This window comes from Desulfuromonas sp. KJ2020 (genome assembly GCF_024197615.1).
GTDB lineage: Bacteria > Desulfobacterota > Desulfuromonadia > Desulfuromonadales > SZUA-540 > SZUA-540.
Map to the genome: position 1 here is coordinate 662,672 of NZ_JAKUKE010000001.1, position 16,956 is coordinate 679,627.

The 16,956-nt window shown below is 63.3% G+C and carries 14 protein-coding genes; 9 read left to right on the top strand and 5 right to left on the bottom strand.

What is annotated here, in order from left to right; all coding sequences use genetic code 11:
* Positions 1–566 precede the first annotated feature (566 nt).
* The 9 genes from tkt to MJO47_RS03080 all read left to right on the top strand — a co-directional run bounded on the left by tkt (position 567) and on the right by MJO47_RS03080 (position 10,380).
* Positions 567–2,558, top strand: coding sequence for a transketolase (gene tkt / locus MJO47_RS03040; protein ID WP_253959644.1), 1,992 nt, complete (start codon positions 567–569; stop codon positions 2,556–2,558).
* 117 nt (positions 2,559–2,675) lie between these two features.
* Positions 2,676–3,263, top strand: a complete 588-nt coding sequence (locus tag MJO47_RS03045; protein WP_253959645.1) for an RNA polymerase sigma factor — start codon at positions 2,676–2,678, stop codon at positions 3,261–3,263.
* Positions 3,260–3,730, top strand: coding sequence for an anti-sigma factor (locus MJO47_RS03050; protein ID WP_253959646.1), 471 nt, complete (start codon positions 3,260–3,262; stop codon positions 3,728–3,730). The genes MJO47_RS03045 and MJO47_RS03050 overlap by 4 nt, the downstream gene beginning before the upstream one ends.
* Positions 3,717–3,944 carry a hypothetical protein gene (locus tag MJO47_RS03055; RefSeq protein WP_253959647.1) on the top strand — a complete coding sequence of 76 codons (228 nt, stop codon included), beginning with the start codon at positions 3,717–3,719 and terminating at the stop codon, positions 3,942–3,944. The genes MJO47_RS03050 and MJO47_RS03055 overlap by 14 nt, the downstream gene beginning before the upstream one ends.
* The gene (locus tag MJO47_RS03060) at positions 3,941–4,459 is read left to right on the top strand and encodes a DUF3106 domain-containing protein (protein ID WP_253959648.1); all 519 of its coding nucleotides are present in this window, start codon (positions 3,941–3,943) and stop codon (positions 4,457–4,459) included. Before MJO47_RS03055 ends, MJO47_RS03060 begins: the two co-directional genes overlap by 4 nt.
* Entirely contained in the window at positions 4,456–5,445 is a 990-nt protein-coding gene (locus MJO47_RS03065; protein WP_253959649.1) for a 4Fe-4S binding protein, read from the top strand. The genes MJO47_RS03060 and MJO47_RS03065 overlap by 4 nt, the downstream gene beginning before the upstream one ends.
* 102 nt (positions 5,446–5,547) lie before the next feature.
* Positions 5,548–6,150, top strand: a complete 603-nt coding sequence (lexA, locus tag MJO47_RS03070; protein WP_253959650.1) for a transcriptional repressor LexA — start codon at positions 5,548–5,550, stop codon at positions 6,148–6,150.
* 29 nt (positions 6,151–6,179) lie between these two features.
* On the top strand, positions 6,180–7,364 hold the full coding sequence (locus MJO47_RS03075; protein ID WP_253959651.1) for a DNA polymerase IV: 1,185 nt from the start codon (positions 6,180–6,182) through the stop codon (positions 7,362–7,364).
* 4 nt (positions 7,365–7,368) lie between these two features.
* Positions 7,369–10,380, top strand: coding sequence for a DNA polymerase III subunit alpha (locus MJO47_RS03080; protein ID WP_253959652.1), 3,012 nt, complete (start codon positions 7,369–7,371; stop codon positions 10,378–10,380).
* Between the two features lie 4 nt (positions 10,381–10,384).
* Here the strand turns inward: MJO47_RS03080 and MJO47_RS03085 are convergent, their stop codons facing one another.
* From MJO47_RS03085 to MJO47_RS03100, 5 genes are all read right to left on the bottom strand, one after another.
* Complete coding sequence (locus MJO47_RS03085; protein WP_253959653.1) at positions 10,385–12,079, bottom strand: VCBS repeat-containing protein; 1,695 nt, start codon at positions 12,077–12,079, stop codon at positions 10,385–10,387.
* A 152-nt stretch (positions 12,080–12,231) separates the two neighbouring features.
* The gene (locus MJO47_RS03090; protein WP_253959654.1) at positions 12,232–13,254 is read right to left on the bottom strand and encodes a hypothetical protein; all 1,023 of its coding nucleotides are present in this window, start codon (positions 13,252–13,254) and stop codon (positions 12,232–12,234) included.
* A gap of 94 nt (positions 13,255–13,348) precedes the next feature.
* Positions 13,349–13,480 carry a hypothetical protein gene (locus MJO47_RS15455; protein WP_256502159.1) on the bottom strand — a complete coding sequence of 44 codons (132 nt, stop codon included), beginning with the start codon at positions 13,478–13,480 and terminating at the stop codon, positions 13,349–13,351.
* A gap of 221 nt (positions 13,481–13,701) precedes the next feature.
* A complete protein-coding gene (locus MJO47_RS03095) occupies positions 13,702–14,877 on the bottom strand; it encodes a rhodanese-like domain-containing protein (protein ID WP_253959655.1) in 1,176 nt (391 codons plus the stop codon).
* A 283-nt stretch (positions 14,878–15,160) separates the two neighbouring features.
* Positions 15,161–16,900 carry a VCBS repeat-containing protein gene (locus MJO47_RS03100; protein WP_253959656.1) on the bottom strand — a complete coding sequence of 580 codons (1,740 nt, stop codon included), beginning with the start codon at positions 16,898–16,900 and terminating at the stop codon, positions 15,161–15,163.
* Positions 16,901–16,956 lie beyond the last annotated feature (56 nt).

Below are 16,956 nucleotides of genomic sequence, written 5' to 3' on the forward strand. Positions count from 1 at the left end.
GGCCGCGGACTGTCCATTTGCACAGTCCGTCACTGTCTCTTCGCAAATCAATCTTTACGCATCGACACGTAGGCAGCCCTGGTCAAAAGGGATATAGTCAGAACCATCAAAGGCTTGTTGTGGCAGGCGAGCTGGCGATACAAACCTCCTTTCGTTATCTCTGTTGGTTATCGGGCCGGTCAAACGGGATGCCTCCCCCACTTGACCGGCCCGAAATCTTTTCAGCCCCACCCACGGCACTCACCCCGACTGCACAAAAGCACAGTTCACCGGCGTGGCTCCTTATCCCAAGGTTTACGCAATGGCACGTGGAAAAGCGTGACGCCACCCGGTATAGTCATAACCATCAAAGGCTTGTTGTGGCAGGCGAGCTGGCGATAACTTCTTCATTGAAAACCTCCCGAACGCTCAAGGCCGAATGCAGGGATGCCTCCCCCTGAATTCGGCCTTGCGTCTTTTCAGACACCGAAATTTGCGGTCATCCGAGTTTTCACTGGCAGATCCCTTGAAAACGGGGGGCTTTCCTGCTTCAATGGAGCAGAACCCGCATCCCGCAAGGAGACGCCATGAAAAACCCCGACTTCAAAAATCCCGTCGTCAAGGCTTCCATCGATACCCTGCGCCTGCTGTCGGCGGATATGGTGGAAAGGGCCAACTCCGGCCATCCAGGCACCCCCATGGAGGCGGCACCGCTGGCCTATCTCCTCTTCCAGCGCCACCTGCGGCACAACCCGGCCAATCCGGCCTGGCCGGGCCGCGACCGCTTCATCCTCTCCTGCGGGCACGCCTCGGCCCTGCTCTACAGCCTGCTGCACCTGAGCGGCTACGACCTTTCCCTCGACGACCTCAAAAATTTTCGCCAGCTCGACAGCCGCACTCCCGGCCATCCCGAGTTCGGTCACACCCCCGGGGTCGAGACGACCACCGGGCCGCTGGGTCAGGGCTTCGCCGTCGGCGTCGGCATGGCCATGGGCGCCCGCCATCTCGCCGAAAGGATCGACGCCCGTCTCTTTGACGCCCGCGTCTACACCCTCTGCTCCGACGGCGACCTTATGGAAGGGGTGGCGTCCGAGGCGGCGTCCCTGGCGGGGCATCTGCGCCTGGGCAACCTCATTGCCCTCTACCTCGACAACCGCATCACCATCGAGGGGGAAACCGACCTGGCTTTCAGCGAAGAGGTCGCCACGCGTTTTCTCGCCTACGGCTGGCAGGTCCTGCGGGTGGAAGGGGAGAATCTGGCAGAGATCGACGCGGCCATCGAGGCGGCCAAAAACGATCCACGTCCGTCCCTCCTTATCGCCCGCACCCATATCGGCTTCGGCGCTCCCACCAAGCAGGACACCGCCGAGGCCCACGGCGCCCCCCTCGGCACTGACGAACTCGCGCAGACCAAGCGGGCCTTCGGCCGCCAGCCCGACGAGCACTTCGTCATCCCCGCCCGTGTGTGCCAGCACATGGGTCAGGCCGTTCGCCGCGGCCTCGCCCTGGAGCGCCAGTGGAGGCGCCGCTTCGACCGCCTGAACCAGTCCCTGCATTCACCCCTGACGGCCTGGCTGCAGAGCCGCGAAGGCGGCCTGCCCGATGGCTGGGGGGAGGAGCTGCCGACTTTTGAACCCGCCGACGGCCCCATGGCCACCCGCAAGGCGAGCGGCATCGTCCTCAACGCCCTCGCCGCCCGACTCCCTCTGCTGTTGGGCGGCTCGGCCGACCTGGCCCCTTCCAACAACACCGAACTCAAGGGGGAAGCCGCCTTTGGTCCCGGTCACAGCGGCCGCAATATTCACTTCGGCGTACGGGAACACGCCATGGGCGCCATCCTCAACGGCCTCGCCCACACCGACGGCCTCATCCCTTTCGGCGGCACCTTTCTCATCTTCTCCGAGTACATGCGCCCACCCATGCGGTTGGCCGCCATGATGGGACTGGCCCCCGTCTACGTCTTTACCCACGATTCCATCGGCCTTGGCGAAGACGGCCCCACCCACCAGCCGGTGGAACAGCTCGCCGCCCTGCGCGCCGTGCCCAATCTCCGGGTCATCCGTCCCGGCGACGCCAACGAAACGGCGGTCGCCTGGCACGAGGCCATCGCGCACCGAAGCGGTCCCACCGCCCTTATCCTCTCCCGCCAGAACCTGCCCATTCTGGACCGCAGCACACTCGCCTCGGCTGAGGGTCTGCGGCACGGTGGCTATGTGCTCGCCCGGGAAGAGGGCGACCTGGACATCCTGCTGCTGGCCAGCGGTTCAGAAGTCCCTCTCGCCCTGCAGGCCCGTAATATCCTGCAGCAGCAGGGGAAGGGGACCCGGGTCGTTTCTCTGCCCTGCTGGGAACTCTTTGAGGCTCAGGATGAAACCTACCGCCGGCAAGTGCTGCCCCCTTCCTGTCAGCGGCGCCTCGCCGTGGAAGCCGCCAGCCCCTTCGGCTGGGAGCGCTACGTCGGCCTGCAGGGTGCCGTCATTGGCCTCAACGGCTTCGGCGCCAGCGCCCCCGCTGACCAGCTTTTTGAGCGCTTTGGCTTCACCGCAGCCCAAATCGCCGCCCGCGCCCTGGCCCTGTAAACCTTTTGGCGGCCGCAACGTCTAATGAAACAAAATCACCGTGGCGGCAGTCGCCGGTCTTTAACCGATAACCGCCGCCGCGTTGACAGCTGAAGACCCTGGGGATACTCTCTGCGCATGGATGAAGGGACGGAAAAAATTATCCTCGAGCAGATACTCCAGGGCAATGACCGCGCTTTCGAGCAGTTGGTTCAGGGGCATGCCGCGCAGATACTGTCCCTGGCCACCCGTCTCATCGGGGACCGCGACGAGGCCGAGGATATCGCGCAGGAAGCCTTCCTGCGACTGCACCGCTCGCTGGGGACCTTTCGCGGCGACAGCAAAATATCGACCTGGCTCTACCGCACCGTCAGCCGCCTGGCCATCGACCACCTGCGAAGGGAGCAGAGGCGACGGAAGCTGTTCTTTTTCCGTAAAAGCGACGACGAAGAGCAGCCCGATCCGGTTGAAAGCGCCGCGGCACCCGATCCTTCGCCGCGGGAGGCGCTGCTGGCGCAAGAGACGCAGCGACGCCTCAACACCGTGCTGAAAAAACTCTCGCCCCGGCAGCGGGCCGTCTTCATCCTGCGTCACCAGGAGGAGCTGCCGCTGAAGGAGATTGCCCGGATACTTGAATTGGAAGAGGGAACGGTCAAGGCCCATCTGCACCGCGCCGTCACCGTCCTGCGCCACGAACTGCACGATCTGAAGGAAGGTTCGCCATGACCAGAGCCGACACAGGGCGCTGCCCGGAAGAGGAACTCACCCTCTATTATTATGGGGAGCTGGAACCGGACGAGCGCCGCGCCATTGAAAAGCACCTGGAAGGCTGTGCCGCCTGTCGCCAGCAGCTGGCCGCCCTGGAACCGCTGCTTGGCGCGCTGCCGAAGCCGGTCATCGAACTGGGCACCAAGGAAAAACAACGATTCAGCGCCCAGGTCATGGAACGCCTCGACCGGCGGCAAAAGCGGCGCTTTTTACCCCTCTTCGGCGGCGGGCTCGCCACGGCGGCGGCCGTGCTCCTGCTGCTGCTCAATACGGGTTCGCCCCCTGACTTGGCGCCACCGGCCGGCAACAACGGCATGGTCGCCGAATTGGAGGGACTGCCGGAGATGGAACTGCTGCGCAACCTGGAGATCCTGGAGGAATTCGAGCTGCTGCAGGAACTGGGGGATGTGAATGACCATGCCTGAACGGACGCTCGCCCTTGTGCTGCTGCTGGCGTCTCTGCTGCTCAGCCCCGGTTCTTTGTCGGCGGCCGAGACCCACACCAGGGATGGAAAGCCGGCCGAGGAAGAACCCCTGAGCGCTACGGATCGCGAAATCGTCGAGATGCTTGAGCTACTGCAAATGCTCGAACTGCTGCAGAATATGGACGTGCTGGCCATGGTGGAGGAGAACGAATGAAACGTATAGGAATGGCCCTTTTGCTGCTGATGGCTATGCTTGGGCTGGCCGGGCCGGTACTGGCCGACTCGCCGCCCCCGGCGACCGCACCGACCACCGAGCGCCAGCAGGCCCTGGAGCGCTGGCAGAATCTTTCGGACGCCGAACGCCAGCAGCTGCGCGAACGCTACCAGCAGTTTCAGGCTCTGCCCGCCGAGGAGCAGGAGCTGCTGCGCCAGCGTCTGCAACAGTTCCGGCAGGCGCCGCCCGAGCAACAGCAGCAGCTGCGCGAACGCTTTCAGCGCTGGCAGCAGCTCTCCGCCGAGCAGCGTGAACAGCTGCGCGCCACCTACCAGCGGTTCCAGTCGCTGCCCCCCGAAGAGCGCCAGCAGCTGCGACAGGAGATGGAGGAATTGCGCTCCCTGCCCACTGAACAGCGCCCGCAGCGCCGACAGGAAATCCGCCAGCGCTATTTTGGCAGCCCGGCGATGCGCTCCGGCGGCGGCACCCGCCATAACGGCGGCATGCACCGATGACGGGGCCGACCCGTCCCGCCCCCAGAGCCATGGCCCTCCGTTATGCGGTGCAGGGGGGCTTTTTGCTGTTCTATCTGTGGATCGGCTGGCGCTTCGCTCTCTGGGCCGCCGCCCTGGCTGGCAGCCAGACGCCCGCCGTGCCCCGGCCCGCCGCCGTCGACGGTTTTCTGCCCATCAGCGGCCTCATGGGCCTGCGGCACTGGACGCAGACCGGCGAACTGCACCCCGTCCACCCTGCCGCCGCCCTCATCCTGCTGGCCGCCCTCCTCACCGCCCTCCTGCTCAAACGGGGCTTCTGCTCCTGGGTCTGCCCCGTCTTCCCGCTGTCGGAAGGGCTCTGGCGCCTGGGAAAGCGCCTGACCGGGCGCACTTTGGCGCCGCCATTCTGGCTTGATCTCCCCCTGCGCAGCCTCAAATATCTGCTGCTCGGGTTTTTCGTCTATCAGATTCTGTGGATGATGCCGCTGCCCGCCCTGCGGTCCTTTTTGTCCTCCCCCTACCACAAGATCGCCGACGTGCGCCTGCTGCACTTCTTCCAGGATCCGTCCCTGACTTTTCTTGCCTTTCTCGTCGTCATGGGTCTGCTCAGCCTCTTCGTGCAGATGCCCTGGTGCCGCTATCTCTGCCCCTACGGCGCTCTCCTCGGCCTCTTCTCCCTGCTGTCCCTCAGCAAGATCCGCCGCAACGAACGCCACTGCATCCGCTGCGGCCTCTGCTCTTCCCGCTGTACCGCCTGGCTACCGGTCATGCACAAGCGCACCATCCGTTCGGCCGAGTGCTATGGCTGCTACCGCTGTGTGCAGGGCTGCCCGGCCCCCGGTGCCCTGCAGATGCAGGCCGGCGGACGTACCATCCCCTCCGTCCTTTTCGGCCTGGCCGTCGTCGCCCTCTTCGTCGTCATCTCTCTGGCTGGACGTTTCAGCGGTCACTGGCACAGCCAGGTGCCGCTGCAGGAAATCTCCCACTGGCTGCAGCTCCCCCGCTGAATCTTGCCTCGCTTCGGACGCGTGCGCTATTTTCATCCCTTGACATACGCCAAACTTACGCCTATAACTAGGGGCATCCCCAGCAGAAAGGAGGTCCCGTCAATGAGTCCGCTGACGCCGAAGCAGAAACAGATTTTCGACTACATCCGCAGCCATCTTGACCAGCACGGCTATGCCCCTACCCAGATGGAAATCGCCCGCGCTTTCGGCTTCACTTCCCTGGGCACGGTGCAGAACTATCTCAAGCGCCTGGAACGGGACGGCTATCTGGCCCGCGACTGGAACGCCCGCCGCGGCGCCCGCCCCCTGGCCCGGCGGCGCGACAGCTGGGAACTCCCTCTCGCCGGCTGGGTGGCCGCCGGCAAGCCCATCGAAGCGGTGGAACAGCAGGAGAGCATCGAGGTGCCGCCAGCCATGCTCGGTCCCGGCGAGCATTTCGTCCTGCGCGTCAAGGGGGATTCCATGATCGGCGACGGCATTCTCGACGGCGACTACGTCATCGTGCGCAAGCAGACCGAGGCCGTCAACGGCCAGACCGTCGTCGCCCTCATCGACAACGAGGCGACAGTTAAACGCCTCTACCGCAAGGGGGCCGCCATCGAACTGCATCCGGCCAACCCGGCCATGGCTCCCATTCTGGTCGACCCCACGGGCGATTTTCGCCTTGAAGGGGTGGTGGTCGGCGTCATCCGCCACTGCGCCTGAAGACCGGGGCCGATTTCGCCCCTGCCACTATGCCCCGCGATATCCTGCACCTGCATATTCCCGACTTTGCCGTCGCCGTCGCCCGCGTCATCGACCCGGCCTTGCGGCAACGCCCCGTCGCCCTGGCCTCCGGCACCTCGGAACGGGCCCTGCTGCAATGCGTCTCCACCGAGGGCCGCGCCGAAGGCCTCGTCCCCGGCATGGCGGTGCGGGTGGCCAGGCGCCTGTGTCCGCGCCTCACGCTTATCCCGCCCGACCCGGTCGCCCTGTTCCGGGCCCAGGCCGCTCTCTGCCGACTCGGTGCCGAAATCTCGCCCCTGGTTGAGCCGGAAATCGCCGGCCGCCTCTACCTCGATATCTCCGGCAGCCGCCGCCTGCTCGGTCCCGGCCGTGATGTCGCCGCCCGCCTGGAAGGGGAAGTCGACCGGCAGCTGCGCCTGAGCGGTGCTGTCGGCCTGGCCGGCAACAAGCTGGTGTCCCGTATCGCCGCCGGCTATCTGGAACGCCCCGGCGTCTGCGACGTCCTGCGCGGCAGCGAGGCCCCCTTCATCAGTACTCTGCCCGTCAGTGTCCTCCCCGGCGTGGGACAGACCCGCGCCAGCCTGCTGCTGCGTGAGCTCCACCTGCGCCGCGTCGGGGATTTGGCCGCGCTCTCCCTGGAGGAACTGCGCCTGCTCTTCGGCGGGTTCGCTCCCCTGCTGCGCCAGCGCGCCTGCGGCATCGACCCCTCGCCGGTGAGTCCGCCGGCCCGGACGCCGGAGGTCAGGGAGCAGGGCTTTCTGCCCCAGGCCGACAATGATGACGAGGCCCTGCTGGCCACCCTCGCCCGCCTGGTGGAAGGCTGCGCCTATCGTCTGCGTCAGCGCGGGCAAAGGGCCGGCCTCCTCGTGCTGACCCTCTACTACGAGGACGGCGTCACCGCCCGCCGCAGCCGCCGCCTGCCCAGCCCGGTCGCCGCCGACACGGCCCTTATGGACTCCGCCGAAGCCCTCTTTTACGCCACCTGCCAGCGCCGCGTGCGTCTCAAGGGGATGCGTCTGGCCTGCCGCGAGTTGGGCACCGCCCGACAGCTCGATCTTTTTGCGTCGGCCGGCGGGGAGCCCTCACGGCGGGAAGGCACCCTGCTGCAGGCTCTCGACCAGCTGCGCCAGCGCCACGGGGTCGATGTCGTCCGGCGCGGGCGCACGCTTCTCAGCCACCACCGGGAGGGCTGAAGTCATGCCCTTCGTCCATCTTCACTGCCAGTCGTCCTTCTCCCCCGGCTGGGGCGTCCACACCCCCGATGCCCTCTGCGAGCGGGCCGCTGCCCTGGGCCTCTCCCATCTGGCCCTGACCGACCGCAACGGGTTATACGGCATCCCCCATTTTCTCGAACAGGCCAGGCATCACGGCCTCAGGCCCCTTATTGGCGCCGAAGCCGTGACCGGGCAGCACCGGGCCGTGCTCCTGGCCCGCACGCCGGAAGGCTACGCCAATCTCTGCCAGCTCCTCTCCGACCTGCACACCCAGGCGGAATTCTCCCTCCCCCAGAAACTGAGGGAGCGGCGCCAGGGCCTCACCGTCCTCAGCGACGACCACGACCTGTTGGCCGCTCTGGCGGCGCAGGATCGTCGCCACCTCTACGTGGAAATCTCCCCGGGCCACGCCATGGAGGCGGCCCTGGCCCGCGCCCGCCAGCTGGAGTTGCCGCCGGTGGCCACCGCCCGCGCTCTGCTGCTGGAGGCAGCGGATTTCCCCCTGCACCGGGTGCTGCGAGCCATCGCCCTCAACCGCACCCTGTCGCGCCTGCGCCCCGAGGAGACCGCCAGCCCGCGTGACTGTCTCTACAGTGCCGAAGAGATGATCGCCCTCTTTCCCCACTGCCCGCAGGCCGTAGAGAACAGCCGGAAGATCGCCGCCGACTGTTGTACGGACTGGGACTTCTCCACCACGGTTTTCCCCCGCTTTCGCGATCTCGACGACGGCGCCGCCGCCCAGGAGCTGCGCCAGCGCGCTCACCAGGGGGCCCTGAGCCGCTACGGCCAGCTGACCGAGGGGGTTCGCCAGCGTCTGCACAAAGAGCTGGCCATCATCGAGGCCAAGGGCTTCGCCCACTACTTTCTGGTGGTGGAAGAGCTGGCCCGTCTGTCGCCCCGTACCTGCGGACGCGGCAGCGCCGCCGCTTCCCTGGTCGCCTACTGCCTGCAGATCACCCACGTTGATCCCATCCGCCACAACCTCTTCTTCGAGCGCTTTCTCAACGCCGAGCGGGTCGACCCGCCCGATATCGACATCGACTTCCCCTGGGACGAGCGCGATGCCGTCCTCGATGCCGCCTTCGCCCGCTACGGCAACCGCCGCGCCGCCATGGTCGGTGCCCATATCGGCTTTCGCGGCCGTGCCGCCCTGCGCGAAGTGGCCAAGGTCTACGGCCTGCCCGAGGCCGACATCGGCGCCATGACCGAACGCGTCTCCGGCTACTGGAAAGCCGAGCAGACTGCGGGCGCCGTCACCAGCCATCCCCTCTTTCGCGATGCCCCCCTGTCGCCGGAATGGCAGGAAATCCTCGCCGTCGCTCGCCGCCTGCAGGGACAGATGCGCCACCTCGCCCTGCACTGCGGCGGTCTGGTCATCGTGCCCGAGGAGATCCGCCGCCACGTTCCTGTCGAGAGGGCCGCCAAGGGCCGACCCGTCATCCAGTGGGAGAAGGATCAGGCCGAAGCGGCGGGGCTGGTCAAGATCGACATTCTCGGCAACCGTTCCCTCGCCGTCATCCGCGACGCGGCCGCCGCCATCCGCGCCTACGGCGGTTCCGACCTCGACCCCGCCCGCTGGTCTCCCCTTGACGATGAGGCGACCCGCCGGCTGCTGCAGCGCGGCGGCAGCATGGGCTGCTTCTACATCGAGTCGCCGGCCACCCGCCAGCTGCTACGCAAGATGTGGCAGGGACGCGCCGACGGGCAGCTCAGCGCCGAAGAACTCTTCGAGCACCTGGTCATGGCCTCTTCCATCATTCGACCGGCGGCCAACCGCTACATCCGCGAATTCGTCGCCCGTCTGCACGGCAAACCCTGGCGTTGCCTGCACCCGCTACTGGAGAGCGTCCTTGGCGAAACCTACGGCATGGCCATCTACCAGGAGCAGATCACCCAGATGGCCATGGCGCTGGCCGACTTCACCCCCTTCGAGGGGGACCAGCTGCGCAAGATCATCAGCAAGAAGCATCCGGGCCAGAAACTGGCCGATTACCGGCAGAAGTTCTTTCAGGGGGGAAAAAAGAAGGGATTGTCACCGGAACTGCTGGAGCAGGCCTGGCAGGAGGTGCTCTCCTTCGCCGGCTACTCGTTCTGCAAACCGCACTCGGCCTCCTACGCCCTGGTCAGCTGCCAGTCGGCCTGGCTCAAGACCCATTACCCGGCCGAGTTCATGGCCGCCGTCATCTCCAACCAGGGCGGCTACTATTCACCGCTGGCCTATCTGTCGGAGGCCCGGCGGCTCGGTCTGCGCATCCTGCCGCCGGACATCAATGCCAGCGACCGGGCCTATCGGGGCGAGGGCAGGGAGCTGCGCATCGGCCTCATGCAGATCAGCGGGCTCTCGCGGGGGACGTTGAAGGGAATTTTGGTAGAGCGGGAGCGGGGCGGGGATTTCAACAGTTTAAGTGATTTTCTGCGGCGGGTCGCCGTGCCGGTGGAGGACGGTCGCCTGCTCATCAAGGCCGGCTGCTTCGATGCCTTGGAGGGCAGGGAGGCGCGTGCCAATCTGCTGTGGCAGCTTCTGCGCGGCCGCAGCCAGACGCCGTCGGCCGCCAGCGGCTTGCTGTTTGCGGAAGAGCCGCGCCGTCAGATGGCCAGGCCGGCTCTCAGCGCCGACGAGATGGAGCGTCAGGAGGTGGAAGTTCTGGGGATGCCCATCTCCCGCCACCCGCTCAGCCGCTATCGCACCTTGCTGGCACGTCACCAGACCATCGCCGCCGCCGACCTCCCCCGCTGGGTCGGCCGTCACGTCAGCCTCGCCGCCTGGTGGGTGACGGGAAAGGTGGTGCAGACCGCCAAGGGGCAGCCCATGGAATTCATCTCCTTCGAAGACACCACCGCCATCTTCGACACCACCTTCTTCCCCCGCGCCTACGCCCGCTTCTGCCGCCTGCTGTCGCACCAGCGCCCCTACCTGCTCAAGGGCAAGGTCGAAGAGGAATTCGGCGTCTGCACCCTCAATGTCGAGTGGGTCGGTTTTCTCGACGAGGCTTAGGGACTTAAGGCAATTCGTAGAGGACGAGGCGGGATTGACGCTTGCCGAACACGCCCAGGTCGCCGGAAACGCCCACGGCCATGACGAGTTCGGCTTGACCGTCATTGTCGGCATCGGCCAGGCGAAAATCGGCGAGATAGCCCGGTTCCTCCTGCGTCTCCCACTCCGGCGTCATGTCCATGCCGTTCCAGCGCAGCGCCTTGATCTCAAAGCTCTTGAAGCGCCGGATCTTTTCCAAAAAGCCGCCGCCATGATTGGCCGGCACCAGCAGGGTGCCCTCCGGACCGGCCAGCAGACGCGGCTTCAGATAGCGGATTTCGCTGATCTGGCCCCGCTGGCGCGAGGGATAGCTCATGGTGGTCTCACTCCCCCCGAAAGATTCTTCGCTCCACCACAGGCGCTCCCCCCCGGCTCGCTGCACACGCAGTTGCCCACTGTCGGCGAGCTCGGCATAAAGCAGCTCTCCCCGAAAGGAGAAGGGCTTAAGCGCCAGCAGCTCGGCCCCTGCCGGCACCGTCAGGCTTTCGGCTTCGATCAGGCTCTCCCCCACCCGCGCCAGGCGCACCAGTGGCCCATCGAATTCTTTGCTGGAGGGGGTTTTTCGCTGCCCCAACAGGCGAATATGGCCCTGGCCGTCGTCATCCTTGCGAAAGAACCAGGGCAGCTCCTTTTCCACCACGACATAGGAGGCCTGCTCCCAGGCGACGACCACGGAGGCAAGACGCCCTCCCTCCACGGCCGAGACGTAGAGCTCGGTGCGGCCGTTCCCGTCCAGATCCAGCCCGTCCACCGCCAGGGCAGCCAAGCCGGAAGGCAAGTCGATCCGGCCCAGGGCTTCATAAACCCCTTGGCGCAGGCGACTGATTTCCAGCCGGTCCTCGTAGGCCAACACCGTCTCCAGGCTGCCATCCCCATTCAGGTCGGCCACCTCGACACCCACAGGTGTGCCAGACTGAAATGGCCCTTTCCACACCGCAGCGGCCGGCGTCTCGGCCCGGGTGATGACAGGGCTCGGCGGCGCTGCCGCCGTCATAGGGGGAGCCGCCAGGGCTTCTGTTGCCGGCAAGACGGCAGGCGCGCTTTCTTCCTCCTCCTCCAACAGGGGGTACCGTCGCAGCAACTGTCCCTGCCCGTCACGCACCTCCAGCAGGTCAGCCTGGAAGTGGAAAAGCAGCAGGGGTTTTTCTGCAGCCGTGGTGGAGAGACTTCCGTTTTCTACTCTCTCGTAGCCGCGCCATTGCAGATGGGGCAGCTGCGCCTTGAGCTCCAGATAAAGCGCCTCTCCCGTGCCTTTTTCATCCAGAAAGCGGGCCGGCACCGCCGTGAAACGCTGCAGCGAGTCCCCCACCGCCGCCTGCACTTCTGCCAGCGGCCGCACCTGCGACAGGCCACTCAGCACGAGGCTCACCTGTACATAGCCCCGAGGAGCCGCGTAGACGCCCAACACCTTGCCGGTGACGGGATGCACCACCGATTCGCCACCATCCGTCACGGCGAACAGGTCACCACTCACCACCCCATGGCTGTCATCCAGATCGATGAGGTAACCGCCGTCCACCGCCTTGACCACGGTCGCGGTCAGGGGCGAAAAATCGTCGGCGACTTGTGCCGCCAGATTTTCTGGCTGGGCAAGAGCCTGACTGGTCAGCCAGCCCAGTCCGATCAGCATCACAGCCAGCATCCGCAAGGTAGTGATCATCCGGGTCCTCCTTTATTTCCTGTTCGGCATAGGTTCCAAAAAGAAACGCATTCTACCACCGGTACCTTGACATTTCCATCCCGGAAACAGGAAAGCCCGCGGCGCGGGGCCACGGGCTTTCCATTTTTCGATTCAACACTTGAGCAGTTGAATTAGAAGTCGATCTGCCACTTGATGCCGGCAAAATACAGATCGCCCTGATCGTTGCCATTTCGATCATCCATCAGGTCATAGACGGTGTAGTGGGGGATGACGTTGAAATTTTCGGCCAGAGGAATGTGAGCCTGCACGAAGTAACCGAACTGCTCGTCCTTCTCGGCATAAGCGTCGCTGTCGTCAGCTTTGTAACCGACCCCGGCCACGCCTAAAACTTTTCCAAAGGCATAAGACGCCTGGACATAGCCAGCCAAGGTGGTAGCATCTTCGTCTAGAGCAGCGTCATAGTAGCCATAGCCCTCGCCATTATCCAGATCGGAAACCCAGTCCTGCATACCGAAGTCACCCAGGTTCTGACCGTAGAAGATGTTGCCCTGCAGCGCTACGGGACCCGCGTTGGTCTTCCAGTTAAAAGCGGCCATATAGGAATCGACCGACTCTTCGTTGAGCTCGTAATTCTGATAAGCCAAAGAAGCGCCGTAGGCCAAATAGCCTACGTCATGAATGTAACCGACAGCCAGCTTGGGCAGCCAATAATCAAAGTCTGCAGTGGTGTTTTTCATTTCCTGTGCATTGTTTTTAATGGCTGCGAACCAGAAACCGTTTTCCATGTCGACACGAATCTGCGGCAAACGGCCGTCATAGCTGTCGCCAAGACCGGCAAAGCCGTTGTCCACATTCGCTACTTCCCAGGAGCCAAAGCCATAGGGCGTGTAGTCCTGACCGACCAGAACGGTGCCTTTGCCAAAATCCCAGGTGCCATAAAGAAGTCGCAGGTTGACACCGGTGCCATACTCGAACCGACCACCAATCGCTTCATGGTTGAACTTGCCGCCGATACGGCTATTGCTCTGTAATTCCCAGTTCACATCGGAATCAAAGTCATGATACTGCCCCGTGCCCTCCATCAGGTACGTGGCCATACGGGCCGAACCGTATAGGCTGTATTCGGCCAGGGCCGGTGTTGCCACCATCAGAGCCAGAGCACTGAAGAGCAGAGCCATCGAAATACGCTTCATGGTTGAGAACCTCCTGAATTTGAAATGTGTTCATAAAATGGGTCGCGTTGGAAGCAATGGGTCAACACCTCAGCTGCCCCCACTCGACACGGATTTAATGGGCCTGGAACTCATACCCGCAGGCAGGACACTTCACCTTGACCGGCTCGCTGGTTGTCTGCTTGGCGCAGGCGCCCAAAGAGAGCGCAAAAAGGGTGACGAGTACCATGGCAATCAACTTCTTCATGATGTTCTTCTCCTTTCCTGATAGTGGATGTTCATTTCAAAAAACCCGTGAACATGGAACGCTCATTCACGGAATGACAACGAAAACCTTATACCATAGTCCCGTTTCTACACAACAGGGTTTTTCAATTTATCCTTTGTTTTAGCTAAACTCAGCAAGATTGACGCAAAAAGGCCCCCGGTGACGAGGGCCTTTTTGGTTTTGTGCTATGAAACCGTGCATTATTTCTCGACGGTGAACTGGCCGTCGGGAGCAATATTGCACTTGGCGTCGAGGTACTGCATGTTTTCCTTGTTGGTGTACTCGGACTCCAGCAGGGCGTAGAAAGAGCTGGCGCTGCGGCCGCCGGTGGTGCAGTAGAAGACAACGCGGCCCTCTTTATTCAGCTTCGCTACCGACTCCTTGGTGCGGAAGATGAAGTCCTCTTCGGTGATGTTAATGGCGCCGGGGATGTGGCCGGCGGCAAATTCTTCGGGATCACGTACGTCAATGAACTGGGCGCCTTTGGTCTCGACCAGCTTCTTAAACTCCTCGGGAGCGATCGCTTCGGGCAGAGCGTTGGCTTTGGCCGAAGCGGCCTCTTTCACCACACCGGAGGCCTCGTCGCCCCACAGGGGCAGACCGGCTTTTTTCCAGGCCGGCTCGCCAGCGGCATAGACCATGACATTTTTGTAGCCGAGGGAGAGAGCGGTAGCGGCCGCCTTATGGCTGAGCACGCAGTCATAGCCACCGCAGTAGAAGACCAGCTTGGTGGCCTTGTCTGCGGGCAGCAGACCTTTTTTGAGCTCCATTTCCACATTGGGGATGCTGACGGCCGTGGGGATGAAGGACTTGCGGTATTTGACCGCCGGACGGGAATCGACCAGCATGTAGGGGTCCTGGCTGGGCTTCATGACCAGCTTTTCAACGAACTTGGTCTCGACCTCGGTGTAGTGGCCTTGCTTGACCCACTCGGGCTCGCCTTCATACCAGACCTTGACGTTGGTAAACCCGGCCTTCATGGCGATTTCGGCCGACTCGGGGCTGAGCTTGCAGGTGACGCCGCCGCAGTAAAAGATAATCAGTTTGTCTTTAGGCAGCTGGTCCAGGCTGTTCTGCAGCTGCACCTTGGGGATGCTGATGGCGCCGGGTACGTGGCCAGCCTCGTATTTCACCGCTGGACGGGCATCAACCAGCACGAAGGTGCCGGCTTTGGCCGGATCGTTCATCAGAGCGGCGACTTCTGCGGTGGTTATAACCAGGGCCGGGTCTTGGGGAACGGGTTTTTCTTCGACCTTCACTTCGGCCGGCTGGGCTGACGTTGCAGCCAGGTTGGCACTGGGCGCCGTCGTGGTGCAGGCGCTGAAGGCAAAGGCGGCCAAGAGGGACAAGGCCAGGGTACGGATCATTTTGGTCATGCGTGTCTCCTTCAATGTGTTGATGTGTGACATGTATTGCCCTGGATCGGCATTCGTTTTGTGCCTCATTAAAAGCAGATTCTGTGCCACAACCAGAAAGATCATTCTTCTTTTCCGCATGTGATCTCTCGCCCACCCTGTTCTCTCAATTTTTACGAGAGTTTAGCCTGTACTTTTTCGTTGCGGTCCAATCTAAAAACAACGGACTTCCCCGCGCGGAGGGCGAGGAAGTCCGTCAAAATACGCTCTTTAGCCAAATAAAACAGTTTTTTGGAGAAATCCCCTACTGCAGTTCGTAGGCTACCACGTTGGAACGTCCTTTCGACATAAGGCTTTCCCGGGTGAAGGTGACCAGGGTCACCAGCTCTGCGGCGCCGTCATTGTCCACATCGCCCAGACGGAAATCGCTGAGATAGCCCTCACGCTGCTGGCTGTGCCAGGCCTCGTATAGCGTACGTCCGTCCCAGATCATGGCCCGCACCCGTCCTTTGGTAAAAGAAGGAGAACGGCTAAGGAAACGACTTCCCTCATGAGCTGTGACCAGCAGGTTTCCCCTGCCGTCCACTTCCAAGCGAGGAGGGATAAAGACGTAGCGCGGCGTCTTGAGAACAGGGTCACTCATGGGATCGGGGCGTTCGGAGTAGATCTCACTGCCGCCGTAAAGCTCTTCCGACTCCCAGAGGGTTTTACCCTCTTTAGACAGTACCACCAGTTTGCCCGAGGTTTTAAGCATGGCCACCAGTTCTTTGCCGTTGTCACCTATAAAGGGGGTGAAGCCGAAGAGGCTGACCCCTTTGGGAAGGGGTAGTGGTTTTCCTACCTGCCAATCCCCATTTTCATAGCGCACACGAAAGATCGGGCCGGAATAGTCGGTCGACGTATCGCCCCGGCGCTGTCCCAACAGAACGCGGCCTTCGCCGGGCAAGGTAACCGCCCGCAGATGCCAGGACAGCGTCTTGTCGTAAATTTTATAGGCACCATCCTGCCACTCGACTACTCGCGACATGAGCATGTCGTTGCGTACGGCGGTCAGGTAGATTTCGGGACGACCGTTGCCGTTCAGATCGGCTGCGTCGATGGTCATGATCGACTGGCCGAGGCCGAGGTCGACTTCCGCCACATGCTGGTAGCTTCCCTGCACATTCCGACCGATCGTGATCCCCGTCGGTAAGGCGACGGCCAGTTCCTGCTGTCCATCCCCATCGAGATCAGCGACTTCCACACCGACCGGGCGGCCCTGAATATCGGGGCCATACCATAGGCCCTGCTGGTCAGGGGTTGCATTGCGCACAATCGCGGGAGAGGTTGGCGGTGGGGCCATCACCAGGGCGGGAGCACTTATCGGGGCTGGGGTGGGAGCAGGCAAGGCGACGGGGGCCGGGGTGGCAGCTGCCGCTTTCGGCAGGGGCGCGTCGAGAGGATAGGCGTGAATCGGAGCGAAATCGGGGCCGCGGACCACCAGGCCGTCAGTCTGAAGGATGAAATAGAGGTCGGCATCGTTGTGGCCCTGTTCATCGGCCCGAGGCGGACGCGAAGCCTGGGCAGCATCGTAGGCCTGCCATTCCAGGGCCGGGGCGGCAGACTTGAGTTGGACGAAGAAATCCTCGCCGCCGCCGGCATAGTCGCGGAAAGTGGCCCGGACATTCTCAAAACGGCGAATAGCGTCCCCCGCCTTGAGATCTTCCCCTCCGGACACCGGGCGAGCGTAGGAATAGCCCCCCTTGACCCGCGTCACCTGCAGCAGCGCCTTGACCTCGTCGAGGGTGCCCATCACTTCTTTCGTCACGGGATGCACGATAGGTTCGCCGGGAACGACCACCGAAAAGAGATCGCCTACGGCGACGCCACGGCTGGCATCGAGATCGATGAGGTATTCGCCGTCCACCGGCATGATCACGTAACCGGACAGGGAAGCGAAGTCACGACCCAGGTCCTCGCTCAGCCCGGCAAGGGCCGGCAGCGAAAAACAGAGGGAGGCGAGCAGGGCACAGAGAGCAAGAACGAAGCGCCGGAGGCTGAGCATGGTCTTTCTCCTTGGTTGCAGCGGTTCAGATGCGGGCGAAGGTTTACACCCCGGGC